The following is a 26641-nucleotide window of genomic DNA, read 5'->3' on the forward strand; positions in this document are numbered from 1 at the left end:
CAAGCAGAACCTGTCAGGAACAATAGAATTACATACCTTTGTCATAGAAACCTTAAAGAAAAGTTGAAATGAAACGGAATCTGCTCCTTATTCTATGCATCTGCATGGGAATACACAGCTACGCCCAACTGACCTTGGAAGAATGTCAGCAAAAGGCACAGGCCAACTATCCGCTCTCCCGACAATATCAGTTAATAGAACGGTCCACAAGCTATACGCTTGCCAATGCAGCCAAAGGCAACCTGCCTCAAATCAGTCTCCATGGAAAAGTATCGTATCAAAGCGATGCCACGACACTCCCGTTTACTTTGCCCAACCTTGATTTCCAAGGCATGTCCAAAGACCAATATCAAATCATGATGGAAGTCAGTCAGAATATTTGGGACGGAGGACAGATTCACTCCCAGAAAGCACAAGTGCAGGCTCAAGGAGAAGAGGCTGAAAGACAGTTGGATGTAAACATGTATGCACTCAGAGAACGAATCAACCAATTGTTTTTCGGTATTCTCCTTTTCAATGAGCAACTGGATCAGAACGCTCTATTACAAGAGGAGTTACAGCGAAACCTCGTCAATATAAAAGCCTACTGCACTTACGGCATAGCCAACGAGGCTGATGTAGATGCTGTACGTGTAGAAATTTTGAATACCCGGCAGCAACGCATACAAATAGAAAGTAGCCGTAATGCCTATCTCCGTATGCTGAGTCTGTTTATGGGAGAAGAAGTAAATACAAATACCCTCTTACAAAAACCCGACCTTCCTCTATCCGATACCTCCCTTTCAATCAACCGACCGGAACTGGCTCTTTACTCAGCGCAGGAACAGACCCTCCACATCAAGGAACAAAGCCTGAAAACGGGATACATGCCTCGTTTCAGTCTTTTTGCACAAGGGGCTTACGGCAATCCCGGACTCAATATGCTTAAAGATTCCTTTGAACCTTATTTTATAGTGGGAGCCAAAGTGAGCTGGCGGTTCGGAAGTCTTTATACTTTGAAAAACGACCGGAAGAAGCTACATACCGAACGTTTGCAAGTACAGAACAACAGAGATGTATTCTTGCTAAACACCCGAATTGCTTTAACAGAACAAGAACAGGCTATTCATTCTCTACGGAAACAAATGGAAGAAGACGATGAAATGATTCGCCTGCGAATCAACATACGTAAAGCCGCCGAGGCTAAGGTTGCCAATGGTACACTGACGGTAACCGAAATGCTGCGGGAACTGACACACGAAAGTCTGGCCAAGCAAAACAAAGCATTGCACGAAATCCAGTTGCTCATGAAACTTTACCAGCAAAAACACATTACAAACGAATAATATATAAAATAGTCATTAAACAAATCTTGTTATGAAAACAATATCTTTTCTTTTTGTTCTATATGCCTTTCTGTTCTCTTCCTGCCGCTCCGAACAGAATTTTGATGCCACAGGGACATTCGAAACCACAGAAATCATCGTTTCTTCCGAATCAAACGGGAAGTTGTTTTACCTGAATGCAGAAGAAGGAAACCGCCTGAAACGTGGAGAAGAGGTCGGGCTGGTGGATACCATCCAACTCTATCTGAAAAAACTTCAACTGGAGGCCAGCATGAAATCTGTAGACAAACAACGTCCGGACATCCGAAAGCAGATTGCAGCTACAAAAGCACAGATCGCTACTGCACAGAAAGAGCGTACCCGTACCCAGAATCTGATTCAGGCCAATGCTGCCAACCGCAAACAACTGGATGACTGGGACTCACAGATAGCAGTACTCAACCGCCAGCTGGAAGCACAAATTTCTTCTTTGGAGAACAATACAGCAAGCCTCAACGAACAAAGTTCCTCGGTAGCAATCCAGATTGCACAGACCGAAGATTTGTTGAAAAAGTGCCACATCCTCTCCCCTATCGATGGAACTGTTTTAGTCAAATACACCGAACCCGGCGAAGTGACAAGCATCGGAAAGCCCCTGTTCAAGATAGGCGATATGGAACATCTTTATCTGCGCGCCTATGTCACTTCGGAGCAACTCGCTCAGGTTCGTTTGGGAGGAAAAGCTACTGTATATGCCGATTTTGGTGACAAGAAGCGGAAAGAGTACTCCGGCACTGTGACGTGGATAGCCGATGAAGCTGAGTTTACTCCCAAAACCATACTGACCGATGACGAACGTGCCAATCAGGTTTATGCAGTAAAAATTGCAGTCCGCAATGATGGTGCCATCAAACTGGGAATGTACGGAGAAGTTGTTTTCCACCAAGAATAAGTAAAAATTGCACAAAATGAAACAAGAAGATAAACCTATTATTCAGGTAAGTCACCTCGCCAAGCGTTACGGAAAGACGGTAGCTCTGCACGATGTATCGTTCAACGTAAAACGAGGAGAACTGTTTGGAATCATCGGTCCCGACGGTTCCGGAAAGACAACCTTGTTTCGCCTCCTCACCACCCTATTGGTTGCCGACGAAGGCCAGGCAGAATTATGTGGTTTCAATGTACTTACCGACTATCGGAAAATACGGCAACGGATAGGCTACATGCCCGGTCGGTTCTCGCTGTATCAAGATTTGACAGTAGAAGAAAATCTTACCTTCTTTGCCACGGTATTCCATACCACAGTAGAAGCAAACTACGGACAAATTAAAGAGATTTATGAACAGATAGCCCCTTTCCGTCACCGGCGTGCCGGAGCCTTATCGGGAGGAATGAAGCAAAAACTGGCATTATGCTGCGCCTTGATACACAATCCGGAAATCCTCTTTCTCGATGAACCAACTACCGGAGTCGACCCGGTTTCCCGCAAAGAGCTCTGGCAAATGCTCCACCGGTTGCAGACACGGGGAGTAACCATCGTTGTTTCCACTCCTTTCATGGACGAAGCCCGACGCTGCGACCGTATCGCCTTCATCCGCGAAGGTTATATATCAGGCATCGATACTCCCTCTATTATACTGGAACGGTTTAAAGATATTCTTTGCCCTTCCCCCCTTCATCACGATAGCACTTCTGCCGATGATACCCCCATCATACGGGTATCACAACTGGTCAAACGATTCGGTCGTTTCACTGCAGTAGACCATATTTCCTTCGAAGTAAAGCGTGGAGAAATATTTGGTTTTCTGGGAGCAAACGGTGCAGGAAAAACTACCGCCATGCGTATTCTATGTGGTCTGAGTCTTCCTACAGAAGGGCAGGCAGAAGTCTTGGGATACGATGTATATACCCAAAGCGAGGAAATCAAAAAACACATCGGTTATATGAGTCAGAAGTTTTCGTTGTACGAAGACCTTACAGTACGGGAGAATGTCCGTCTTTTCGCAGGTATTTATGGAATAGCAGAAAAAGAAATCGCTCCCCGCACGGAGGAAATGCTGCGACGCATCAGTTTATACGATGAACGGAATACCTTGGTCCGACAGTTGCCTTTAGGATGGAAACAACGTTTGTCCTTCTCAATATCCATCTTCCATCATCCACGCCTGGTTTTTCTCGACGAGCCTACCGGCGGAGTAGATCCCGCTACCAGAAAACAATTTTGGGAATTGATTTATCAGGCCGCCAACCAAGGCATTACAGTCTTTGTAACCACTCATTACATGGACGAAGCGGAATACTGCGACCGTATCTCCATGATGGTTGACGGACGCATCCGTGCTCTTGATACACCGGCAGGGCTCAAAGCTACCTTCAAGGCAAAAGACATGGACGAAGTTTTCCAAAAACTGGCCCGTGAAGCGCAACGAAGCGAATAGTAACCTTACAAATTTCTCAATGTATGAAACAGTTTATAGCCTTTGTCAGAAAAGAATTTTATCATATCCTGCGCGACAAACGAACGTTACTGATTCTTATCGGTATGCCCATCGTGCAGATTATCCTCTTCGGGTTTGCCATTTCTACTGAAGTAAAAAATGTACAGACCGCCATATTGGTTTCTTCTACAGACACCGATACACGATATCTTATCGACCGCATCGATGCCAACGAATATTTCACCGTAAAATACATTGTACACTCTCCCGAAGAACTGGAAGTCCTTTTCCGGAAAAACAAAATTGAACTGGCCATTGCCTTTCCCCCGGATTTCAACCGACAACGTTTCGATACAGAACAGATTCAGATTATTGCCGATGCAACCGACCCCAATCTGGCTCTCACCCGCAGCAGTTATGCTTCCGGAATCATCAGAACGGCACAAGCCACACTTGCCGATGCAGGTAAAGTACATCCTTCTCTGCTTGTACACAACAGATTACTATACAATCCGCAAATGAAAAGCGCCTACAACTTTGTTCCGGGGGTAATGGGACTGATTCTGATGCTGATATGTGCCATGATGACTTCCATTTCCATTGTCCGTGAAAAAGAAACCGGTACGATGGAACTATTGCTCGTCTCTCCCGTCCATCCGTTTCTGGTCATTCTTTCCAAAGCAGTACCCTATTTTGCGCTCTCCGTACTGAACCTTACTACCATTCTATTATTGTCAGTCTTTGTACTCGATGTACCGGTAGCTGGCAACTTGGGTAGCCTGCTGGGAGTTTCTCTGCTGTTTATTTTTGTTTCACTGGCATTGGGATTGCTTATCTCCTGTCTTACCCGTACCCAAGTGGCCGCCCTGTTAGTTTCGGCAATGGTATTGATGATACCGACTATCATTCTGTCGGGTATCATCTTCCCCATCGGAAGCATGCCTCCCATCCTTCAGGGACTGTCCTGCCTCATCCCTGCCCGATGGTATGTCAGCATTGTACGCAAACTCATGATAGAAGGTGTTCCCCTCGCCTATGTATGGCAAGAAGTAAGCGTGCTCTTACTGATGGGAATCCTATTGACCGGCCTTACCATCCGCAAGTTTAACAACCGATTAGAATAATATATTTGAGTCTATAAGTCCATGATAAACTGGCAACTTAACCAAAGAACTTAAAAACTCAAAACTTAAGAACTCAAAAACTTACACCTATGACATTACGTTATCTGATAGAAAAGGAATTCAGACAAATCCGACGCCATAGTTTTCTGCCCCGGCTACTGTTTATATTTCCGTGTATGATTATGCTGGTACTTCCCTGGGCGGCTACATTGGAGATAAAAGATCTTCGCATTGCCGTCATCGACAACGACCGGAGTCCTTCTTCCGAACGGCTGGTACACCGTATCGAAGCATCTCCTTACTTCAAACTCACCGAACTGCCGGCTACTTACCCCAAAGGAATAGAGGCCATAGAAAAAGGTCGTGCCGACATTGTGATGGAAATACCACGCGGCTTTGAAAAAGAGCAAATCCAGGGCCGGACAGCTTCTATTCTGATTGCAGCCAACTCGGTAGACGGAACAAAAGGAGCACTGGGAAGTTCCTATCTGCAGCAGATTCTTATGCCCCAACAAGGCACTGCCTCCATACGCTATCGGTTCAACCCACATTTGGATTACAAGATGTTTATGGTTCCTGCATTAATGACCATGATACTGGTCATGATCTGCGGCTTTCTTCCAGCCCTGAATATCGTCAGTGAAAAAGAAACCGGAACCATTGAACAAATGAACGTAAGTCCTGTCAGTCGTATCACTTTCACCTTAGGTAAGCTACTCCCCTATTGGATGATAGGCTTTCTGGTATTGAATCTGTGTATCGGTCTTGCAGCACTGGTCTACCACATCACTCCCCAAGGAAATCTATGCACCATTTATCTGGCCGCATTGGTATTCATTCTGGTTGTCTCCGGTCTCGGACTGGTTATTTCCAACTATTCATCTACTATGCAGCAAGCCATGTTCGTCATGTGGTTCTGCATGCTAATTTTCATTCTGATGAGTGGTCTTTTTACCCCTATCGGCAGTATGCCCGAATGGGCACAAACCCTCACCTACCTCAACCCATTACGATACTTTATGGAAATCATGCGCATGGTCTATCTGAAAGGCAGTTCTTTTGCCGATATTATATCGCAACTGCTCACTCTATCCGGATTTGCCACCACTCTGTACTGCTGGGCTATATACAGCTACAAGAAGCAGGCATAATATCAGGAACGAAAGAATAACACTCCCTGTTCTTACAGTTATTAATCTATAATCAGCAATACCAACCACAGCAACCTATACTTCTTTTTCTTTTTATCGCCTATTCAACCCTCAAATTTTCCTCTATTATCATTTTTAACACAGATATTACTAAAATATGACATGAATTTCACTATATTTGAGAATACGAACTTTAAAGGGAATACTATTATGAATGCAAATCCAGTTTTCAATTTGCACATCCCTACACGTATCGTGTTCGGTTGTGGTGAGATTAAGAAATTAGCAACGGAAACACTTCCCGGAAAAAAAGCGATGATTGTGATATCAGCCGGAACATCCATGAAAAAATACGGTTATTTGGATAAAGTTGTCAACTTACTGACTGAAAATGATATCGCATCCATTGTTTACGACAAAATATTACCCAATCCTATAAAATCGCACGTAATGGAAGCTGCTGCTATCTGCCGTGAAAGTGGTTGCGACTTTGTCATCGGTTTAGGAGGAGGAAGCACCATCGATTCGGCCAAGTCGATTGCTGTCATGGCTTGCAACGAAGGTGATTACTGGAATTATATCATCGGTGGAAGCGGAAAGGGCAGACCAGTCACCAAAGCACTCCCGATTGTGGCTATCCCGACTACAGCCGGTACAGGTACGGAAGCCGACCCCTGGACAGTTATCACCAATGAAGAACGACAGGAAAAAATCGGTTTCGGTTGTCCGCTTACCTTCCCGGTACTGTCTATCATCGACCCGGAACTGATGATCTCTATCCCTCCACACCTTACCGCTTATCAGGGATTCGATGCATTCTTCCATGCAGCCGAAGGATTCATTGCCAACTGTGCCACTCCTATCAGCGACCTTTATGCTTTGGAAGCAATCCGGTTGCTGTACAAATATCTTCCGGTAGCTGTAGCCGACGGCAAGAACCTGAAAGCACGTGCTAAAGTGGCATGGGCAAGTACACTGGCCGGATTGGTAGAATCGACTTCCAGCTGTACTTCCGAACACTCTATGGAACATGCCATGAGTGCATATTACCCCGAACTTCCACACGGTGCCGGACTGATAGCCCTTAGTGAAGCTTACTTCGAAACCTTCCGCAACGACTGCATGAAGCGTTACATGAAGATGGCAGAAGTAATGACACAGAAAAAGAGCAACCGCCCGAGTGATTTCATCGATGCACTGGTACTGATGCAAAAGGCTTGTAACGTACACGACCTGAAGCTTAGCGACTGGGGACTCAAGGAAGAAGATCTGCCGAAGATGGTACAGAATGCACGCGACACCATGGGTGGCCTGTTCACACTCGATCCTCGCCCGCTGACGGATGCAGAAGTTCTGGATATTTATAAGAAATCGTACAAATAAGTATTCTTCAAGAATACACTTTAAGTATATTCAAAAACAAAATCGCCAGCTGATTCATACCGAATAAGCTGGCGATTTTATTATTATATTCCAATATCCTGAGCAAGAAGCATTACTTATTATTCTCTGCCCATTCTCTTAGCATCTCAATCGCTTTACACAATACTCCGGCCGAACCTTTAAAATGTCCGGAACCACTGGGAACACCTCCCTGTCCGTACCATTCATAGAAACCCTTATTCTTTATCACACGCTCTATCATTGGAGTAATTTCAGCATAAGCTTCTTCTATGTATCCATTGGCAATCAGCTGTTGAATCATGCGTCCACCAAACCAAGTCCAGTCTCCTCCATTCTGATAGACATATGCTTTTGCCATTCCACCACGGAAGAACCCCTCCGGATAAGGAGGATATACAGTAAGGCCAATAGAAGGCATGCCCGACTGCTGCACGTTTCTTACCATCTGCGCATTCACAATACCAATTTCATCGTGTTCCAGTATACCGGCCTCAATGGCAATTGCAGTTCCTCCATGATAATGAATCTTGTTTTCATCAAAATCCACAAAATCAGGTGTACCGTTCGGATAGACATGAGGAATAATCTTGTTGGCAGCCTCATCCCATAAATGCTTACGGGTATTGGCTACAATCTCTTTTCGCATTTTTTCCCATTTTGCCTTGTCTTCTCCTTCACTCATCTCCGCCATATATCCCAATGCAATAGCAAACATGGCATTATCGTACGCATCAATAGTCACCACAGAGTTTTCGTTGATATCCACCATCTCGTCATCATTGGCCTGCACATCGCCCCAGTCGGAAGTCAGTGCACCGGTCAGCAATCCATATTTGGAATCATATTTTTCAGTCATCAGATAGTCTATCATTTTCACCATCCGTTCATAAACAGTCTGACCGTTTACCACTTCTTTCAGGATTGATTTATCACCTGTCTTACGAATATACTTTCCTATAATCTGAATAAGTGATGTTTCCTGATCGGTTTCTACTGTATTTTTAAAGCCTACATGATCGGGGGCTGCATCCGAATAATAAGGTTTAGGATCTCCCCAATTAAATTCGCCTTTCAGTACATACCCGTCTATCATCTCATTGTTAGGCTGCTGAAGAGCAAAAAACACCAGCAAGGCACCTCTGATTTCTTCCGGATTTACCTCCTCACAAGCTGTTTCGATAAAGGTATTCATGTCTCTGGCCCATACCTGAGAATATCCGCTTCCGGCATTGAAGCCCTGAGAAAGAATGAATCGTCCCATACTGTCTACAACCTGAAGATCTGGATTATTCAAAATCTCTTTAGCCAGCGGATTAGGCTGCTTTGTGGTACACGACAAACACATGGCAGTCAAAGCGGCCATCGCTGCGTATTTCATGGAATGTTTCATAGTTTATTTGTTTTTTATAGTAATCTTTTATTCTTACAATTTTTCAAGACATAAAAAATCGGGTCACCACAATGGTTTCACAACTGTCGTGGTTCCCCGATTTCAAACCCTAAATTGTTCTTTAACTATTTAACCTTAATCTATAGACAAGAAGCCTTAATATGGACATTTCACATTTTCAATCCATGTATATGAACCATGAGGAATGGCATCAAATCCATTACCGGTTTCATCCAATACTCGGCCGTCTTCCTGAACCGCATTGAAACGCCAGTAAGCCAATAAGCCCGGTGTTTTCGGATCTACATAGCAGGCATTGTCCTGAATTTCATTAAGCGTCAATGCACGAGTCCAGAAGCGTGCTTCACTGATAGCTCCATCCAGATAACGTCCGCCACAAGACTGACCAAACCAGAAACCATCAAAATAATCATCATTCAAATTGATTGTACCAGGACCGGCACTGAACTTCACATCCAGTTTTCCATCTACATAGATTGAAGTAGAAGAGCCATCGTATACACATACCACCTGATGCCATTTACCGGTAGTATAACGAGTTTCGCCAGTAGTAAAGTATTTCTTACCGCCAATTACCGCCGGAGCCAACTGCAACTGATTCTTCTCAATACTGATATCACCAAAACGGAACAGGAAATTTTCTTCAATACCCATCAAAGAAGAAATACCCGGATTGGCAGATTCGGACGGGAAACTATTCACACGTACACGAATTTCCATAGTCGCTTGACTTAAAGCCGAAACTCGGGGATCTGTTATAAATTGAGGAACATTAAATCCACACCGTCCGTGCAAATCTACAGCCTTTGATATAATAGTACGGTTAATCACTACATACATTATACGAGAAGCATCTAATACCGGCATATCTCCATCTGTACCCGTAATAACCAATGGTACACAATAATTTGTACCTTCTACAAAATCATCTAATGAAGTCACTCCAAATCTTACCGATTCTGACACATAGTTTCCAGCTTTAATGATAGTTTCATTCTTATCCAAATTAAAACTTCCAGCAGGAGGCATGACATATTTCTTCCCTGTTTGAGCATTGTATGCATCAAGCATTTGTTGATCACCTACCTCCAAAAGAACTCGTGTATCTGTAGTAACCTTATTAGTTGCTGTAACTGTAATACCCATATCACGAGGCTCCTCTATAGTAAAAGTGATACGAGGAGAATCTTCCGTTCCAGTAAAATAAATTACATCTTTAAAATCAGCTACTTCCTGACAGCTGACCAATAACATCATTGTCAGGAAAAATCCAAATATCTTTTTCATAATCATTCTTTTTATTTATTTAATAAAAATGCACCTACTTCTGCAAGACAAGCATAATGACTTTCATATATACTTCCCCAATATTTTTGTCCCGCTTTAGTAATCGTTAAACGGAAATAACGCGCAGCTTTCTGCTCCTCAAAGAACTTCTTACATTCTGCACTGCCTCCTGTTGGCAGTTCATCATCACCATAGGTAGCCACTTCTTCCCAATCAACATTATTGGCACTTACTTCTACCTTTAATCCCAATGGGCAGCCAGAACCTGAGCTTCTTGTAGTATAACAGAAGCCAACCATATTACCTACTTCACCCATATCTATAGTAATAGTATGAGGAGGATTCGGTTGATTCTTATCATACTCTGTATGCCAAATAGTAGAGATATCTCCATCCAATACATTAGATGCAGGAGCATTCTCTGCTTCAGTTTCCTCCGAAGAACAGTCTATCACAGTCCACTTCGTTTTATCTGCTGCCGGGAATCCATATGGATCATCCACTACTTCAAGAATCAAATAAATGACATTCCAATTAGAGCTAATCTCCATACCTCCCTCTACATTAACCAACTTTATTGGTACAAGATACTTACCGACCTCTAAAGTTTCAGTCTTTTCCTCATCAAAAGAGACTACAATTTCTTCTTCTGATTGCATAGAACCACTTCCAATAACTAAATCTTTTTTATTAAAGACTAATATATCAGAATTCATCTTTTGATAATCCGTCTGATGAATTGCATTATAAGTCTCAATCAAAGAATTATCTACATCGAAAAGCGCTCTTATTTCACCGTCTACAGGCATTGTAGAACGTACAGGGAACGATATGGTTCCATTCCCAAAAGCTCCGTTCAAAGTCTTACGAACTGTAAATTCAGCTACATTGGCTACACTATTTACTGTATAAGAAGTCTGCATACGAACATAGACTTTACCAGAGTCTCCAGGAAAATCATATGCTTCATCTTTTGAACAAGATACAAATAAAGTGGTAAAGCACATTATGAACAAGCCTAAAAGGCTGTTTCCTATTTTTTGTACATTCATAATCGTTTCTTTTTTATTTTACTGCAGGATTTTGAATTTGGATACCTAATCTAAAGTATTTATAAGGAGGAGTATTGTTATAATCTCTCTGACCAAAGAAAGAACCAAATCCTCCTTTTTTACCTTGTGTCGGGTTCCAACGAGCCATACCTTCCAATGAATACAATTGTCCTCCTAAAATGCTGGTTGTATTTCCATCAGCTTCTGTAAATGGAGTACCACCTGTTGCATAATAGTCACCCATATTTTCTGTCACAATGTATCTTTCAGGTGGTAGACCATGGGCTGCAACTTCATTATATCTACTCTGTAAATCGGAAGCTCCATAACTATGATAAGCCTGAGCTATGAAATAACTCAAATATTCATATCCTCCATCAATTGGCCAACCATCCACAATCAGCAATTTACTTGGATCTTTTCCTTTTGGACCTATGAACTGTCCCAAATATTCAATCAATTTTACGAAATTGGCTCCATGCATCCAGTCTCCCTGAATTTCATAGTCCAAATCCATACCATCCAATCCATTATTGTATACAATGCGCAACAAGGAATCGCCATATACTTTTACTCGCTCCTCCTCCGGATGACTCATTACCCATTCCAAATTACTAACTCCAGGAAAAGTAACATAAGTAAATTTCATACCTTTCACTTGCTGACAGAAACGCATTTCTTCATAAGCCAAGGGATGATCTTTAGGATTAGGAACTCCTCCCCACAAGCTACAGATATCCAAACTATCCGGTAATCCCATAAAACGAATACCTAAACTATGGCTGGAAGTATAATCGGCAAACCACATAAATGAAATCTGGTGATCGGAAGCCTTATAGGCACGCAAGTTTTCATAATACTGGTCGCTATATGTATAAGGTGTCTGAATTTCCAAATTCTCCACATCTGTACAAGAGAATAATGCCCCAGCTAATGCAAAAGCGGAACACAGCGTTTTTATTTTTGTTTTAAAAGTCATCATAACAATATAAATTTAGAAGTAATCATTTATTCTTTTTATCCCACCACAAGTGTGTACCTCCATTATCATCACCGCCTAATAAAGCTACTGCTGCTGCCACATTTGCGGCATTGTCACGATATTCGGTAGAAGGGAATGGTATGCGGCGAACCTGTTCATTTGTATTAACTGTTCCACCACTATTATTTACCACCACAGGGAATACTTTAGGATAACCAGTACGACGGAATTCAGACCATGCTTCTTGTCCGTCCGGATAAATGGCAATCCACTTTTGTGTAATGATACGTTCCAGATTTTCTTCGAATCCAGCCTCTTCATCCCATTTTATGGTTATTTTTCCTAATAAAGAACTACCTTCATCTACATTGTTACCGCTATTGGCCGGGTCGTCATAAGGTGCTGGCACACTTTCACCATCAGCCAAATAAGCATCTACTCCTGATACTCCCAAATATTCAAAAGAGGTACGTACCCCTTGTTCATACAAATCTTTAGCAGTACCATTCATATTCCAGCCACGAAGCGCTCCTTCGGCACGAAGGAAATATACCTCGGCAGGGTTCATCCATACCAACTTGGTTTCAGCACTGATTGCAAGCTCTGAAAAGTCGTCTGTGGTATATTTATCACGGTTAATTTCAATTCCCGTACGTATACCTGTATAGTCTCCATTTCCAGATATTGCAAAATAACTACTGATACGCGGGTCCTTATAACCGTTCAAATAAGAATCCATAGTAGCTCCCATACGAGTATCATCGAACTCTCCCGGACCAATCACAAACAACGGATGACGATAGCTGAAATCTGTATGATGTAACAAAGCTGCCACATCTGTAGCACCGGTCATTACCCCGACAGAATGAGAGACTGCCTCTTCAGCCAACTTCTGTGAGTTCTTTCCATCGACTTCAAAGCCATCTACATAACAGGTACGCATGGCCATACGCAACTTCAAAGAATTGGCAAACTTAATCCAGCTTTCTACATTACCGCTATACAAGAAATCGTATTTCTCAAGTACCTTTGTAGACTGGTCTTTGGAATGAACATCCGTCAGGACAGCAATTGCATTATCCAATTCCTTGAAAAAGGATTTATAGATATCTTCCTGGCTGTCATAAGGATTATACAACTCTCCATTCCCAAAACGAGTATAAGGTAATGGGCCATACATATCAGTAGTTCTCAACATGGCTAAAATCTTTACAACCGTAGCCACTGCAGCCACCTGAGGACGTTCTGAGGCAAACTTATTGATTTCTTTCCATGGATTCATCACTCCAACGAAAGCACGTTCGTAAGGAGTATCTCTCCAGGTCACGGTCATATTGTAAGTCAGAAAGTTAGAGCCTCCAAACCAAATGTTATTGGCACCTGTATATCCGGCAAAAGCATCTCCCGCCAGATTGTTGATAATCTGATAAGTACTTGCTCCGATACCCGTACCATCGGCTGCCAATTGTTCCAATACAAATACATTTTTTAGCATCTGAACAAAGAAAGAACCTGTACGCAAGTCATCTCTGTCCATCATATCGTCTGTAGCTTCATGAGGATTGGTATTCCATTCATCAAACTTATCAGTACAACTATTCATACCTGTCAGAAGAGAAACTCCCATACAAGCGACAAGCATGTTCCTATAAATGTGTTTTTTATTTATCAGCATAATATTCAAGAATTAAGATTAACATTAGAACTTCAGATTTACAGAGAAACCTAAATTACGAAGGCTTGGCTGCATGAAGTAATCGATTCCCTGGAAATAGGTTCCTGTACTTGCAGTTGATTCCGGGTCGAAAGGAGCGTTGTTATAGAACATCAACAAGTTACGTCCGATAAAAGCAACATGTGCACCTTTAATCCAACTTACCCATTTATTGACTGGGATATCATAACCTATAGACAATTCAGCCAAACGGATATTGGTTGCATCGTATACATACATAGAACCAATACCTGATGTACCACCACCAATAGTCTGATAATAATCTTTTGCAGGGATTAACTGACCATTAACCAATGCACCACCACGATCGCGTGCTTCAGCAGAAGCCTTAGAAACTCCATAGTAATCGAGTTTAGCCTGAGTAGATGAAACTCCTACTCCACCAAAACGACCGTTTACAAGGACTCCTAAAGAAATACCCTTCCATTCGAAGTTATTTCTCCAACCAATAGTATAATCCGGATTGGCATTACCTGCATATACAAAATTATCTGGATCGGCTGTTACTTTCTGAGAAATCAAGTCTACGATAATATATCCATGTTCATCAGTCTTCAATGTATTTACATAGATATCACCCATAGAATGTCCTTCTTTCAAGACCATACGATAACTGTCTGTTCCTCCCATGTTCATTTCATGCATTTCCACATATCCACCAGTAGGCAGTTGTTTTCTCGGGAGCAATTCCTTGATTGTATTGTCATTGATAGAATAGGTCACATTGGTATTCCATTTCACCGGACCTAAATCCTGGTCAAATCCTACGCTTAATTCAATACCTCTATTTTCTACACATCCGGCATTTACATAATAAGAAGTATAACCTGAACTAGACGGCAATGTCGGGTTAAACAACTGATTTGAAGTCAATGATTTATACAATGTCAAATCAAAATTCAACTTATTATTGAACAAGCGGGCATTGATACCTACTTCATATGATTTGGTAGATTCCGGCTTCAAATCCGGGTCAACCAAATAAGTAGTAGTCTGAGGATAACCGTTTTCGATCGGATAAGTAGAAATAGGAATATAACGCATCAACGCATTACCTACCTTACTGAAAGAGAAACGGGCTTTCAGGAAAGGAAGTATATCAGACTTAATAGGCAACATTTCTGTAAGGATAGCCGATACACCCACAGACGGATAGAAGAAACCTTTATTCTGATATTTTGTACCACCCATTGTACTAGGCCAGTCATTACGTCCTGTCAAATCCAGATAAGCCATACTCTTATATCCTACCTGTGCTGTAGCAAAGACAGCTTGTGTCTGATCGTGATATCCATTCTGGGCAACACGCAAGCTGGAGAGATTCAGGTTAGAATAGGTAAATACGTTTGCTGTACTCTGTAACGGACCACCCATGCTTGAATAATCGTATTGAGTATCACGAATGCTGGCACCCAAAGTAGCTTTCAAAGAGAAATCACCGATATATTTATCTACATTCAACATTGCATCGGCATAAATCTGAGTAGTAGCAATTTCATCTTTATAATAAGCACCCATATCTGAGCCTGCAAACAAAGCCAAGGTAGAAGCATAATACTTCTTGGTTCTCACCTCTTCTGTACCATCGTAACGTACACGGCCTGAGATATTCATCCAATCGTTAATTTTGAAAGCCAAACTACCACCAAACATATAACGATTTTTCTTGTTATTAAACAAATCTCGTTCGGTAATCCAATATGGGTTCTGCATCATCATACCCTGATCGCCATAAGGCCAGTATTGTGTCTTAAAGTTACGAGATGCATCATAACGTTCGAAGGTCTGATATTTTCTCATATCATCACCACGAGGGAACAGATAAATAGGTACCAATGGATTAAAGTACTGACCTTGTGCCAACATGTTCTGTTCATTTACCCGCATATACATAAAGAACAAATCCATAGTCAGACGGTCATTCAACATACTACTGGAGTTACGTAAAGTTACATTGTAACGATCCATATCATTATTATGAATAATACCACGGGCATTTACTGCACCCAATGACAAATAGGTCTGATTGGTATCGGAACCGGTTAAGATACTGGCAGAATTACTTACATTATAACCTGTCTGGAAGAAATCCAACGGATCATAATCTGTAGGAGTAGCTAATTTACTTCCCCAACTGGTAAAATCTCCTGTTTCCGAGCCATAAGTATTCTGAAATTCAGGTGTTACAAACGGACTACTGAAAGTAGTACTATTTGAAATGTTTACTTCAGGAGCTCCTTTACGACCTTTCTTAGTCGTAATCATCACTACACCATTGGCAGCTTCACTACCATAAAGAGCAGCAGCTGCTGCACCGGTCAAGACAGACATACTTTCTATATCGTCCGGATTAAATGCTGCAATACCATCACCAGATTGTCCCATACCGGTATACATATCACCAGGCTGTGTAGACGACAAACTTGGTACAGGAATACCATCAATTACATACATGGCATTATTGTTTCCTGAGATTGATTTAGTACCACGCATTACCACTCTGGCTGCACCACCTGTACCTGTAGAAGCTGTATTAATTGTTACACCGGCAATCTTTCCGGACAACGCGTTCATGAAGTTGGCATCCTTTACCTTGATTAATTCTTCAGCCTTTACTTCCTGTACATTATAAGTCAAAGCCTTTGTTTCTTTCTTGATACCCAATGCAGTGACTACGACTTCGTCCAGCACTTCAGTATCTTCTTTCATGGTTACAGACAATGTCTTACCCGCATCTGCGACCAATTGCAAATCTTTATAACCGATATAAGAGATTTCCAAAGGAGCACCATCGGCTACATCCAGAACAAAATTTCCATCAAAATCAGTGATTGTTCCGTTTGTAGTACCTTTTTCCATGACAGTAGCACCGATAATAGGCTCTCCTTTTGCATCCACTACCCGTCCCTTTACTTTCTTGACTACACCTTTAGATTTAGCCTTTACAGGAGTAACAATAATCTTATTGCCAGATGCCTGATAGGTCAAACCGTATTTCGCCAACTCACGGCTTAGCAGACTTTTCAGTTCTTCATTTTTAACATTTACAGTAATTCCCGTTTTGTTTTTAATCTCGGCATCCCGATAAGAAAAACGGTAAGAAGTTTGTTTTTCAATAGCACTAAATAACTCTTTTACAGATGCATTCTTTACATTGATACTTACCGTACCTGTTTGAGCCGATGCACCAACAAATGTTAACATACACAAAGATAATGCAAGAGGACGGAACATTCCCGACTTTTTATTACCTTTATGACCAAAATCAATCAATTGCTTTTTGATTTTCATAATTAGAATTTTAAATTAAGGTTTTTGGTTTCATAGACTATGCGCCAACATAGTTTTTGTGGAACTTCTTCCCACTGAACTCCGATTGAGTTGCCGCTCATATCGGAGTTTGTTGTTTTTTTATGTTTTCATAGATTCAGGAAATAATTTTAAAAGGTTAATCAATATTTAAATAAACTGTATTATCTTCCAAGTGATACTTAAATCCATAATGAATCTGAAGTACCCGTAAAATATTCTCCAGGTTTTCTTCCTCAAAAGTACCTGTATATACATCCTCGAGCAACTCTTGAGTTCCTCCCCTAAACACAACTCCAAACTTACGCTCCAAGCAAGAGAATACTTCTTTCAGCTTATCATGACGAAAGGCCAGTTCATTACTCAACCAAGCTGTTTCAAGCCGATTCGATGTACGAGTCAGATTCAACTCACCGGTTGCTTTACAATAGGTTACTTTCTCATTGGGACGAACATCTACAATCCGATTCACATTATTAAATGGAGTAACCTGTACATGACCTTCCACCAATGACATTTCTACAAAATCCTTATCATCGTATGCAAATACATTGAAAGAAGTTCCCAAGACTGCAATATCCATTACTTCAGTAGTAACCACAAAGCGTTTAGACTCGTCTCTCTTTACTTCAAAATAGCCTTCACCAGAAAGTGAGACCTTACGGTCTTTTTGTCCGAAATCCTGCCGATAAGACAAGGTAGACTTTGCATTCAAACGGACTTTTGTTCCATCAGGAAGAGTAACTGCTGAAATTCCTGTTTCTCCGGCTTCAATCGTTATTTGCTGTTCTGCCAACTGATAAGCTACCTGATGTTCGGTATAAAATTTCGAAGCTATTCCACCAATCAGCAAAATAAGCAACGAAGCTGCAATTTGCAACCAATAGCGTTTAAAGCGAATAATGGTAGACTTTTTCTGTGGAATATCAAGTTGAGGTTTTATACCATGATTATAAAGTGAATCTATTTTCTCGTCGGAAAGCTGCTTGTATTCTTCGAAAGTATTCCAATGTTCTTCCAGTTCTTTGTATAACTCCATGTCCGAAGTTGTTTTCATTCTTTCAGACAACTGAGCATATTCTTCTGAAGAGATATTTCCATCATGAAACTTTCTTAGAAGTTCATTAATTTCATTAGTATGTGAAGACGGTATAGCCATATATTACTTACGTTTTGTATGTTTTTTGTAAGTAATATCCCTTCAAGTAAGATTTATAACATCTGTTTTTATCTGTTATAAAACATAAATAGTAGAAAAATGAAAGAAAAATCGGTCAACTCTTTGCGAATTACCTTCAATGCAGCCGAAAGCTGATTGCGTACCACCTGCTCTGTAATGGAAAATTTTTCGGCTATATCAGAAATTGACAAACTCTGTTCTTTATTAAGTTCAAATATTTCCCGCTGACGAGGAGTGAGCTTCATCTTGGCCCGCTTCAGTGCTTCCTCAAACTGATCAAACTCCACTGCTCTCTCTGTGATTTCATCAGATGTATGAAGCTGGGTGACATAAGATATATATTCCCCTACCAGTGGATTCTGTACTTGACGACGCAATTCCTTAAGAAGCAAATGATAGGAAATAGTAAAAAGATAAGACTTAAAAGACAACTCAGGATTCAGTTCTGCGCGATGTGTCCAAATACGAAGAAACGTTTCCTGCACAATATCGTCTGTGATACTTTCGGATTTGACATATCCGTACACAAAACGATAAAGCCGACTCACCCATAACTTATAAAGCCGGTTATAGCAAGGCTCTGAGCCGGATTTCAAACCCTCTATCAAGGCTTTTTCATCCGAAAATATCGTATTTCCTGCAAAATTTGATTTTCTGTCTTCAGACACCATAGCTGCAATTCTTACAATGGCTATAACTTATCGGCCAAATAAAAGTTAAAAAGGTATATAAAAACCATGTGCATATCACTGATACATAGAAAATTAAAGTCTATAACCTTCTTAAATCAATATCAGAATATGCACAAATTATATGCAATATTCGCAAAATAAGCTGATACCTGCAAACAAATAGTAAGAAACTTAACCAAAGAATGTAATAGAGCCAATGTCATCAACCATTGATACAAGTATTTTTACAGTTGATGCAAGCAGCAGTTTTTGCGATGATCATATTTTTCACAGATTTACCTTCTTGCAACTAATGGGGTAAGTATGAAGAATGAATATCAGTCTATCCTATCGGTTTCGATAACTCTTCCAAGGTTTTGCCTTCGTAGTTGCAAATAGCCTGCTTGTAATCCAAAGGCAACTCTACAGGTTCCTTAGTGGCCACATCGTAACCAACCAACACCGTACGGCACTGGCATTTCAACACTCCACTGGCCTTGTTGATTGCCCGCTGAAGCAATGTCATACTTTTATGGCCTAAATGAACGACTGTAGTTTCGATAATCAGTTCATCAGAAAAAAATACCGGAGCCAGGAAATCGGCATTGATATTGGCAACCACTACCCCCAACTTGCTCCATTCCTCCTTGTAGCCAAACACATCACGAAGATAAGAAGTCTTTGCCAAGTCGTACAACGAGAAATAGGCATTATTATTCATGTGTCCATAAATATCGACATCACTGAACCGAATCTGTACCGGCATTACATGCTTAAATTTTACTTCATCTACCATTATCACTTTTTATTAATAACGACCAAATATAACTCTTTTTCACAAAAAGAGCACAAAGGTGGAAGATTATTTCTTACTTTTGCCGGATAAAACAAACAAAATATCAAAACAAGCCCAATATATGGAAACAAAATTCAGCAAAGAAACGCTATGCGTACAGGCAGGATGGACTCCCAAGAAAGGAGAGCCCCGCGTATTGCCTATTTATCAGAGTACTACATTCAAGTATGATACCAGCGAACAGATGGCCCGCCTGTTCGATCTTGAAGATAGCGGCTATTTCTATACCCGTCTGCAGAATCCGACCAATGATGCAGTTGCTTCCAAAATTGCAGCACTGGAAGGTGGAGTAGCAGCCATGCTTACTTCTTCCGGACAAGCAGCCAATTTCTACGCAGTATTCAACATCTGTGAGGCTGGTGATCACTTTGTATGCTCGTCTACTATTTACGGAGGTACTTTCAATCTCTTTGCTGTAACAATGAAGAAACTGGGTATCGAATGCACCTTCGTAGATGCCGATGCACCGGAAGAAGAAATAGAAAAAGCTTTCCGCCCGAATACTAAATGTCTGTTCGGTGAAACAATTTCCAACCCTAGTATCAATGTATTGGATATTGAGAAGTTTGCCCGCATTGCTCACAAACATGGGGTACCTTTGATTGTCGACAATACATTTGCCACTCCTATCAACTGCCGCCCGTTTGAATGGGGAGCTGATATTGTAACTCACTCCACAACCAAATACATGGACGGACATGCAACCTGTGTAGGAGGAGCGATTGTAGACAGCGGTAATTTTGACTGGGATGCACAAGCTGACAAATTCCCGGGACTGACTCAACCGGATGAGTCTTATCACGGACTGACTTATACTAAGGCATTCGGTAAAATGGCTTACATCACCAAGGCTACAGCACAATTGATGAGAGACCTCGGTTCTATTCAGTCGCCTGAAAATGCATTCCTGCTGAACTTAGGACTCGAAACACTTCACTTGCGTGTACCTCGTCATTGCGAAAATGCTCAGAAAATAGCCGAATGGCTGGAAGCAAACCCAAAAGTGAAATGGGTAAACTACTGCGGACTTAAGAGCAGCAAATATTACGAACTGGCTCAGAAATACATGCCAAATGGTTCTTGCGGTGTAATAGCTTTCGGCCTCAACGGAACACGTGAAGAAGCCATCAAATTTATGGATAGCCTGAAGTTGGCTTGCATTGTGACACACGTAGCCGATGCACGTACTTGTGTACTTCACCCTGCCAGCCACACACATCGCCAGCTTACCGATGAACAGTTGATAGAAGCCGGTGTAGCTCCTGACTTGATCCGTCTGTCGGTAGGTATTGAAAATGTAAATGATATTATTGCCGACCTGGAACAGGCAATGCAGAATATCTGATTCCATCTGAGGTAATCGAAAAGTTCAAAGTCTCAAAATAGAAGAACAAGGCAAACACGCTCTGTTTTTCTATTTTGAGACTTTTTTATTCTGATTATTCTCCAATGATTTCCTATAAAAGCCATCTTTCCAACTGACTTTTTAAGTCCGAACACAAAGCGCTGCTAACTATCCGATGGAAACTTAATGAACTTTGTGGCATCTCCATATCGCTGATATCTCCCTTTACAAGAATCTCTCTTCCTAAACTGACAAATGTAATTCTCCAAAATTCCCCCAAAGGAGCAAATATGACTTCATTTACCTTTCCTTCTATCAACTGTCCCAACTCTTCTCTAAAACAATGGAATTCCTCCCACCACATAGAAGTATCCGTTACAACATGAAAGAATGCATCTTTTATATTCAGCCTAAAACATACATAATCATGAAGGACTACCCGATCCAATAATGATAAATGAAACGAAAAAGACTCTTCCTGCTGTACCGTAGTATAATCCGACTGTACCACAGAGGTCTGCGACATGATACGGGTTTTCGCGCATAAATCGGGGAGAAATGTTTGGTCGAAATAAGTACAAAAAGTTAATTCATCCTCCGTTGGATACCTGTTCTTTACATGAGCACACAAAGCAATATGTCCGCACAGTTCTTTTTGCAAAAAGACAGATAATTTTTCATCGCAAGAATGAAGAACTATTTTATTACATTGTTCCCTATACATATCTTCAAGCTGTTCTATAAAACGAACAAGTTGCCCTGTCTCTACCCTACAAATCGTACATGCATTATAAATAGTAGTATCGAATGAGGCATAGAACTGAATTGTATGGTTTTCTTCACCCTCTATCCTGCAAGCATCGCTCCATATCATCTTAGGATTACGATTCCAGTCATAAAAAATCACTTGCTCCATATACTTTTATAATTTCTGTACATACAAATGTACCTTATCCGCCTGTTCAATCATCTGTTGTTCTATCTCTATTTTATCGGATAAACAAAAGATACAACTATCATACACTACCGCCAAAGGAGCTTTATCTTCACTATCCGAAGAAGGAAAGATTACAAAATGAATTAAAAAAGAGGGTAAATCGCTACATCGTATCCAATCGATATAAACAGGCAAGTCGGCTTTGCCTATCCGAAAACAATAGCTAAAATCGTCCTGTTCAGAAGTAAACTTTTCCTGCAATCTGAACTGTTTCATGGACTGAAAAGCACTGCAATCCTCCAGTTCCCAACTGTCTATAGCTAATACAGCCCCATCAGGTAATTGAGAAAATATCTTAATCAACAGTTCCTGATTCAAAGGAATATACAAATTCCGAAACAAAAGATTAGCCTCCTCACATTGCTTGAGAAAAGTCTCATCTACCAAGAATCTGTCTGATATACAGAATAAACCTTTATAGAAAGCTGCCAGAATCTCACAATTTTCTTTCTGCTCGATAAAAAGTATAGAATCTGGCAAAAACTCTATCAAATCTGTTTCTTTTAACAAGTCTATATAAACAGATATTTCTGTATAATGAATCTGGAAATAAAGAGCATCTTCTCCTATATCTAGTTTTCTTTGTGGCATAATCTCAAAATGCTGAAGTACTGTATATGCCCCGCTGGTTACAACTTTTTTATCTGGTATTGCCCAAATCGCTCCATCTTGTAACTGAACAAGAAGCCTGATAAATGCTTCTGTTACCCATAATCTGTTTGTTTCTTCCATTTGATAAATATTGATTAAGAACAAGTAGAATAAGGATTATCACATTGCATTTCAGGGGAAAGCCAGCCTGTATAAATTTTATCTCCCTTTATACGTTTAACTTTCAACCAGTCTCCACTGCACCCTACTACAATATACATACCAGGGTCATATCCTTCTACAACACTATTTATGCCAGAAGATTCACAAGGGGCATTATATAGTTTTAAAGAACCTTGATAAGCACGAGAATAAACACAGACATAATCTCCAAGAAACAACCACCCATCTGCATTTAACTGATTATATAAATCGGAAACATGAACATACAGCATCTTATCACATTGCTTTTTGATATGAAAATGAAGAATATTTTCATTTTCATAATCATTCTCCAAATAAGTGAGTACTGTATCGCAGGAAAGAGATGCATACAAAGGAATTTTTCCTTTATAATTAATACTTAAAAATGCCTTTGCATTACAGTCATGCTTCTGACCATGAACTTGTATACAGCATAAACACAATAAAAGAAATAGATACTTCATCATACTACTTTCTATTATTCCATTCCTAATAATTCTAAAGTTAAAGAGATTTATTGTATGACTGATAATTTTTGCAAGGAATTTTCGTTGCAGCAGGAAAATACATAATGAAGATAAAAAGACCAGGCACCACTCATTCAGCAACTTTCTATTTGTCAATTTTATCACGTTATTTACAAAATGTCAATTCAGAGGCCTCTACACAGCGTTATTTGAGTACCGGTACAGAAGTCGTGGAAAATCCGGCTGTTTTTCGACAGTTATAAAATACAGAAAGACAGACATTCCCTTCTTTATTTGTTTAAACGACATAAAGAATAGTCTACGACATACACCGGAATCGAAGAATCAAGAAATCAGCTGCCTTTTATCATTTCAAAAAATGTAGAAAATATGCTTCGAAAAAGCATCAAAAATCCCCCGAAAACAGGTAAAAACAAACAAAAGGAAGCATCAGTCAACGCGACTAATCGCGTAAGGCAACGATTCGAGTACCGTCAGCCCTCGTTTCAAGTATCGTTACCGCTTGATAAAGGTCGTATTTTCCTCCGAAAAAGGCTTCATAAACCTGTCCTATAACATGTTTTAAGGAGGTTTTATAGTTCTAAAAAGGGATTTTTACCACTGTGAGCGAACTTTTTATTCAAAATACGAGTTATCGAAAAACGGTATTTTCTCATTTTTTTACGTAAAAAGGTCAATATTTCTATCAATATGACAATCGGCTAAAAACAAGCAAGTGGTTGCCGCCACACGTACGCCAACCACTTGCTATCACTCTAATTAAGGTTTGTCAATGACAGGCAATCAGCCCTTTTCTGATCTTTATTCCGGAATCACATTATTTAAGACAATACGCTCACCCGGAGCTGTCTTACGTTGTATGATAGTGCCATCGAAAGGAGAAACGAGCAACAGATCCTTTCCTTTTTCGGATTCAATCTCTACAGAAACTGTCTTTCCATCTTTTCTGACTGCACTTACCAGAAAAGCACCCTGTGCTCTCAGATTATGGAAGGATGCATTTTCCCAGCATTCAGGGATAGCCGGGAACACACGCAAGGTATCGGTATGACTCTGTAACAGCATTTCCTGAATACCTGCCGCAAAAGCGAAATTGCCTTCCAATGTAAAAGGACGATACGTATAATCCGACTTTCCAGTTCCCGACTGATCGCCATTGGCATGAAATGTATTAGGCAAGCAGAAACATTCCGCAAATGTACGAAGTGCTTTATACGCTCCTTCGCCATCAAAGGTACGAGCTTTCATATTGGCAAACCAGGCATACGAATATCCAGTCCACCATTGTGGCCCATACTTCTCCAATGCTTCAAGAGTGGATTTAATGATTTCACGAGATTTACCCCCTTCTTCCCAGTTCAGCAGTCCCAAAGGATGAATAGCCATGGCATGAGAGAAATGACGATGTGATTCCTCATAAGGAACTCCTTTTGCGAAACTTAACGCCCCCTTACTGTCCAACGCATAATCGGGCAACTGGGCACGTAATGCGCTCCAATGTCCGGCTTCTTCTTTCAAATTCAGTTCATCGGCCATTTCTGCCGCAATTTTAAACAAGAAGGAAGTAAGAGACAAATCGTAATTCGTCATGTTCTTGAACCAGGCTTTCAACGAGTTGTCAAAAATCTCCGGACTGGAAGAATAAGCAAGCACCCGTTTTCCTTCTGCATTTATCTCTGTCTGATTTTCGAGGAATTGAGCTGCTTCTTTTACAAAAGGATATGCTCTTTCTCTCAAGAAATTATAGTCTGCTGAATATTTCCAATGCAAATAAAAATGCTGAGAAAGCCAGGCAGCCGTAGTCTGCGACATAGAATACTGAATCCATCCTCCCATTGCTTCTCCCGTCAGAGTACATACTCCGGGAATGGCAAGACCTTCTTTTTCAAAATATTGGCGGGTAAACTTCCGGTATACATCACGCTGCGCCCATAACGTATTAAGGTAACCATTCTCTTCTTTCAGATGGTTTCCCGCATAGGAAGGCCAGTAGCTCAACTGAGTATTCAAGTCGTGATGAAAATCGCCCTTCCAAGGCGGAAGTTTTCCATTGTCTGCCGTCCAGACAGCCTGTAAAGAAACTGGATATGAATATTCTCTTGCTACTGAACCGAATTTGTACATTTCATTATCATATTGCCGCTGCAGAAGAGTATCGGGAACAGAAACGGAAGATTGCTTCCAGTAAGTATTCCAAAAATCTAAATGTTCCTGATAATCACTGACAAGTCCTCGCTTGAAAGCTTCTTCTACTTCGGATATAGCCTTCTCGGGTGCAAGAGAGGAAGTCACGCTCCATACTCCGACACACTTTCCTGATACATTTTTCCATTTCACTACCACATCATAAGAAAAATCATTCCAACCTTTTTGATGGTATACGATCAGATCCTCTTTTTTCTCCACCGTGCCTTGCTTATATCCCAACAAAGCCAGGTCTTGCCCGGTCACCGGATCCACGACTCCTACGTTTTCTTTTTCATATACAGGTGGAATAACGGTCGGTACAATAGGCTGTGGTACATTGTCGAACACAAACCATCCTATCGGACGATTGGCGTGAACAAACGTGTGCAAGGTTATCCCGTTTTTCCATGATACCTCGCATAAGGCATTATTCAGATAAAGATGTACGTTTTCCACTTCACCCAAAGAAGGGAATTCTACGGCAGCTCCCGGAATCTTAGAAGGAGCTGCATTGTTATCGTAAGGCCAGTCGAATTTTTTCTGTACCGGTAAATAGTTTCCCTCTTCAATGTGTTTCTTCACCCATGAAAATTTATAATTCTCACCGGAAAGGCTGTCGGTAGGTCTCAAATCCCAAAGGTCAATCCGGTCGAGTGAGAATCGTAACACAGAATCACGTTCCCAGACAAGACTACCCACAAAAGAATTTCCCAAAGGGATTCCTTCGTCCCACGAATGGGCCAAATCTTTAAATACCAAATCGCTTGATACAGGTTTCAACTGCCAATCATGTAGTTCCTTAGTACAACTGATTGAACCGACAAGGGCAAGACTTAATAAAACACGACCTAATATTCTGTCTATTTTCATCATCATATTATTGATTTATTTTAATCTACAAAATATTTATTTTCTGAGAAAGAAG

20 protein-coding genes are annotated in these 26641 nt (G+C 40.9%); 7 read left to right on the plus strand and 13 right to left on the minus strand.

Annotated features, from left to right (window positions below; genetic code table 11):
• Positions 1-68: 68 nt before the first annotated feature.
• The 6 genes from O6P32_RS05575 to O6P32_RS05600 all read left to right on the plus strand — a co-directional run bounded on the left by O6P32_RS05575 (position 69) and on the right by O6P32_RS05600 (position 7400).
• Positions 69-1325: a TolC family protein gene (locus O6P32_RS05575; RefSeq protein ID WP_269877267.1), complete on the plus strand. Its 1257-nt coding sequence runs from the start codon at positions 69-71 to the stop codon at positions 1323-1325.
• Between the two features lie 31 nt (positions 1326-1356).
• Positions 1357-2256, plus strand: coding sequence for an HlyD family secretion protein (locus tag O6P32_RS05580; RefSeq protein WP_269877269.1), 900 nt, complete (start codon positions 1357-1359; stop codon positions 2254-2256).
• A gap of 16 nt (positions 2257-2272) precedes the next feature.
• Entirely contained in the window at positions 2273-3742 is a 1470-nt protein-coding gene (locus O6P32_RS05585; RefSeq protein ID WP_269877271.1) for an ATP-binding cassette domain-containing protein, read from the plus strand.
• Positions 3743-3765: 23 nt separating this feature from the next.
• Positions 3766-4866: an ABC transporter permease gene (locus tag O6P32_RS05590; protein ID WP_178266761.1), complete on the plus strand. Its 1101-nt coding sequence runs from the start codon at positions 3766-3768 to the stop codon at positions 4864-4866.
• 89 nt (positions 4867-4955) lie between these two features.
• Complete coding sequence (locus O6P32_RS05595) at positions 4956-6017, plus strand: ABC transporter permease (protein WP_269877272.1); 1062 nt, start codon at positions 4956-4958, stop codon at positions 6015-6017.
• Positions 6018-6227: 210 nt separating this feature from the next.
• Positions 6228-7400 (plus strand): iron-containing alcohol dehydrogenase, encoded by a 1173-nt coding sequence (locus O6P32_RS05600; protein WP_269877274.1) that lies wholly within the window; start codon positions 6228-6230, stop codon positions 7398-7400.
• A gap of 112 nt (positions 7401-7512) precedes the next feature.
• Here the strand turns inward: O6P32_RS05600 and O6P32_RS05605 are convergent, their stop codons facing one another.
• From O6P32_RS05605 to O6P32_RS05645, 9 genes are all read right to left on the minus strand, one after another.
• Positions 7513-8811, minus strand: coding sequence for a GH36-type glycosyl hydrolase domain-containing protein (locus tag O6P32_RS05605; RefSeq protein ID WP_269877275.1), 1299 nt, complete (start codon positions 8809-8811; stop codon positions 7513-7515).
• A 156-nt stretch (positions 8812-8967) separates the two neighbouring features.
• The gene (locus O6P32_RS05610) at positions 8968-10119 is read right to left on the minus strand and encodes a DUF1735 and LamG domain-containing protein (protein WP_269877276.1); all 1152 of its coding nucleotides are present in this window, start codon (positions 10117-10119) and stop codon (positions 8968-8970) included.
• Positions 10120-10130: 11 nt separating this feature from the next.
• Positions 10131-11171, minus strand: a complete 1041-nt coding sequence (locus O6P32_RS05615; protein WP_269877277.1) for a discoidin domain-containing protein — start codon at positions 11169-11171, stop codon at positions 10131-10133.
• Between the two features lie 13 nt (positions 11172-11184).
• On the minus strand, positions 11185-12153 hold the full coding sequence (locus O6P32_RS05620) for a glycoside hydrolase family 18 (protein ID WP_269877278.1): 969 nt from the start codon (positions 12151-12153) through the stop codon (positions 11185-11187).
• 22 nt (positions 12154-12175) lie between these two features.
• On the minus strand, positions 12176-13795 hold the full coding sequence (locus O6P32_RS05625; protein ID WP_269877279.1) for a RagB/SusD family nutrient uptake outer membrane protein: 1620 nt from the start codon (positions 13793-13795) through the stop codon (positions 12176-12178).
• A gap of 57 nt (positions 13796-13852) precedes the next feature.
• Positions 13853-17122, minus strand: coding sequence for a SusC/RagA family TonB-linked outer membrane protein (locus tag O6P32_RS05630; protein ID WP_408636046.1), 3270 nt, complete (start codon positions 17120-17122; stop codon positions 13853-13855).
• Between the two features lie 214 nt (positions 17123-17336).
• The gene (locus O6P32_RS05635) at positions 17337-18356 is read right to left on the minus strand and encodes a FecR family protein (RefSeq protein WP_269877281.1); all 1020 of its coding nucleotides are present in this window, start codon (positions 18354-18356) and stop codon (positions 17337-17339) included.
• Positions 18357-18424: 68 nt separating this feature from the next.
• Positions 18425-19048, minus strand: coding sequence for an RNA polymerase sigma factor (locus O6P32_RS05640; RefSeq protein WP_269877282.1), 624 nt, complete (start codon positions 19046-19048; stop codon positions 18425-18427).
• A gap of 343 nt (positions 19049-19391) precedes the next feature.
• Complete coding sequence (locus O6P32_RS05645) at positions 19392-19844, minus strand: acyl-CoA thioesterase (RefSeq protein ID WP_178266752.1); 453 nt, start codon at positions 19842-19844, stop codon at positions 19392-19394.
• A gap of 121 nt (positions 19845-19965) precedes the next feature.
• On the opposite strand from O6P32_RS05645, the gene O6P32_RS05650 reads away from it, so the two are divergent.
• Positions 19966-21249 carry an O-acetylhomoserine aminocarboxypropyltransferase/cysteine synthase family protein gene (locus O6P32_RS05650; protein ID WP_178266751.1) on the plus strand — a complete coding sequence of 428 codons (1284 nt, stop codon included), beginning with the start codon at positions 19966-19968 and terminating at the stop codon, positions 21247-21249.
• Positions 21250-21361: 112 nt separating this feature from the next.
• Here the strand turns inward: O6P32_RS05650 and O6P32_RS05655 are convergent, their stop codons facing one another.
• The 4 genes from O6P32_RS05655 to O6P32_RS05670 form a co-directional block, all read right to left on the minus strand.
• On the minus strand, positions 21362-22165 hold the full coding sequence (locus tag O6P32_RS05655; RefSeq protein WP_269877283.1) for a hypothetical protein: 804 nt from the start codon (positions 22163-22165) through the stop codon (positions 21362-21364).
• A 6-nt stretch (positions 22166-22171) separates the two neighbouring features.
• On the minus strand, positions 22172-22978 hold the full coding sequence (locus O6P32_RS05660) for a hypothetical protein (RefSeq protein ID WP_269877284.1): 807 nt from the start codon (positions 22976-22978) through the stop codon (positions 22172-22174).
• A 14-nt stretch (positions 22979-22992) separates the two neighbouring features.
• The gene (locus tag O6P32_RS05665; RefSeq protein ID WP_269877285.1) at positions 22993-23508 is read right to left on the minus strand and encodes a hypothetical protein; all 516 of its coding nucleotides are present in this window, start codon (positions 23506-23508) and stop codon (positions 22993-22995) included.
• A gap of 822 nt (positions 23509-24330) precedes the next feature.
• Positions 24331-26586, minus strand: a complete 2256-nt coding sequence (locus O6P32_RS05670) for a glycosyl hydrolase family 95 catalytic domain-containing protein (protein WP_408636047.1) — start codon at positions 26584-26586, stop codon at positions 24331-24333.
• Between the last annotated feature and the right edge of the window lie 55 nt (positions 26587-26641).

The organism is Phocaeicola acetigenes (assembly GCF_027529745.1).
Classification (GTDB): domain Bacteria; phylum Bacteroidota; class Bacteroidia; order Bacteroidales; family Bacteroidaceae; genus Phocaeicola; species Phocaeicola acetigenes.

Excerpts from the sequence above, each read along its gene's own strand:
- O6P32_RS05640 (WP_269877282.1), bottom strand. The coding sequence starts at position 19,048 with ATGGTGTCTGAAGACAGAAAATCAAATTTTGCAGGAAATACGATATTT.
- O6P32_RS05670 (WP_408636047.1), bottom strand. The coding sequence starts at position 26,586 with ATGAAAATAGACAGAATATTAGGTCGTGTTTTATTAAGTCTTGCCCTT.
- O6P32_RS05610 (WP_269877276.1), bottom strand. The coding sequence starts at position 10,119 with ATGAAAAAGATATTTGGATTTTTCCTGACAATGATGTTATTGGTCAGC.
- O6P32_RS05620 (WP_269877278.1), bottom strand. The coding sequence starts at position 12,153 with ATGATGACTTTTAAAACAAAAATAAAAACGCTGTGTTCCGCTTTTGCA.
- O6P32_RS05635 (WP_269877281.1), bottom strand. The coding sequence starts at position 18,356 with ATGGCTATACCGTCTTCACATACTAATGAAATTAATGAACTTCTAAGA.
- O6P32_RS05580 (WP_269877269.1), top strand. The coding sequence starts at position 1,357 with ATGAAAACAATATCTTTTCTTTTTGTTCTATATGCCTTTCTGTTCTCT.
- O6P32_RS05655 (WP_269877283.1), bottom strand. The coding sequence starts at position 22,165 with ATGGAGCAAGTGATTTTTTATGACTGGAATCGTAATCCTAAGATGATA.
- O6P32_RS05575 (WP_269877267.1), top strand. The coding sequence starts at position 69 with ATGAAACGGAATCTGCTCCTTATTCTATGCATCTGCATGGGAATACAC.
- O6P32_RS05645 (WP_178266752.1), bottom strand. The coding sequence starts at position 19,844 with ATGGTAGATGAAGTAAAATTTAAGCATGTAATGCCGGTACAGATTCGG.
- O6P32_RS05660 (WP_269877284.1), bottom strand. The coding sequence starts at position 22,978 with ATGGAAGAAACAAACAGATTATGGGTAACAGAAGCATTTATCAGGCTT.
- O6P32_RS05615 (WP_269877277.1), bottom strand. The coding sequence starts at position 11,171 with ATGAATGTACAAAAAATAGGAAACAGCCTTTTAGGCTTGTTCATAATG.
- O6P32_RS05585 (WP_269877271.1), top strand. The coding sequence starts at position 2,273 with ATGAAACAAGAAGATAAACCTATTATTCAGGTAAGTCACCTCGCCAAG.
- O6P32_RS05650 (WP_178266751.1), top strand. The coding sequence starts at position 19,966 with ATGGAAACAAAATTCAGCAAAGAAACGCTATGCGTACAGGCAGGATGG.
- O6P32_RS05600 (WP_269877274.1), top strand. The coding sequence starts at position 6,228 with ATGAATGCAAATCCAGTTTTCAATTTGCACATCCCTACACGTATCGTG.
- O6P32_RS05590 (WP_178266761.1), top strand. The coding sequence starts at position 3,766 with ATGAAACAGTTTATAGCCTTTGTCAGAAAAGAATTTTATCATATCCTG.
- O6P32_RS05605 (WP_269877275.1), bottom strand. The coding sequence starts at position 8,811 with ATGAAACATTCCATGAAATACGCAGCGATGGCCGCTTTGACTGCCATG.
- O6P32_RS05595 (WP_269877272.1), top strand. The coding sequence starts at position 4,956 with ATGACATTACGTTATCTGATAGAAAAGGAATTCAGACAAATCCGACGC.
- O6P32_RS05630 (WP_408636046.1), bottom strand. The coding sequence starts at position 17,122 with ATGTTCCGTCCTCTTGCATTATCTTTGTGTATGTTAACATTTGTTGGT.
- O6P32_RS05625 (WP_269877279.1), bottom strand. The coding sequence starts at position 13,795 with ATGCTTGTCGCTTGTATGGGAGTTTCTCTTCTGACAGGTATGAATAGT.
- O6P32_RS05665 (WP_269877285.1), bottom strand. The coding sequence starts at position 23,508 with ATGATGAAGTATCTATTTCTTTTATTGTGTTTATGCTGTATACAAGTT.